Consider the following 605-nt stretch of genomic DNA (forward strand, 5'->3'; position numbering starts at 1 on the left):
CTTCATTCATTGACTTCAGCAGGTGTTTTTACCCCTCATAAACCCATGGATGAGCGTGTTAAGCGTACTCAAGCTGCCTTATTGTCAACGCTACTTGATGCAATAATATTCAAGTGCAACCAAAAACAACAAGCCAGGCATATTGATGCCCAGGGTGTCGCCAACCTGCTGTGGGTCATGGCGAAACTGGTGGGTAACGGGCAGGAGTGGACACCACAGCTTAGAGAGGCCGTGGCCGCACTGTTGCCCCACGTGAACGCACAGACAGCTCACTTTAAACCACAGGAAATCGCCAACCTGCTGTGGGCCATAGTGAAACAGGTGGACAGCGGACAGGAGCGGACACCAGGGCTCAAAGAGGCCGTAGCCGCGTTGTTGTCCCACGTGAACGCACAAAAAGCTCACTTTAAACCACAGGAAATCGCCAACCTGCTTTGGGCCATGGCGAAACTGGTAGACAACGGGCAGGAACGGACACCAGAACTCAAAGAGGCCGTGGCCGCGCTGTTGCCTCACGTAAACATACAGAAAGCTCACTTTAAACCACAGGAAATCGCCAACCTGCTGTGGGCCATGGCAAAACTGGTGGACAACGGGCAGGAGCA

The 605-nt window shown here is 53.2% G+C and carries 1 protein-coding gene; it reads left to right on the plus strand.

Annotated elements, in window-relative coordinates; genetic code table 11:
• Positions 1-605: DUF1601 domain-containing protein (locus J7439_RS25895; RefSeq protein WP_209204934.1), on the plus strand; the 605-nt coding region annotated here is incomplete at both ends.

It is taken from the genome of Salinisphaera sp. G21_0 (assembly GCF_017744115.1).
Lineage (GTDB): Bacteria > Pseudomonadota > Gammaproteobacteria > Pseudomonadales > Endozoicomonadaceae > Endozoicomonas.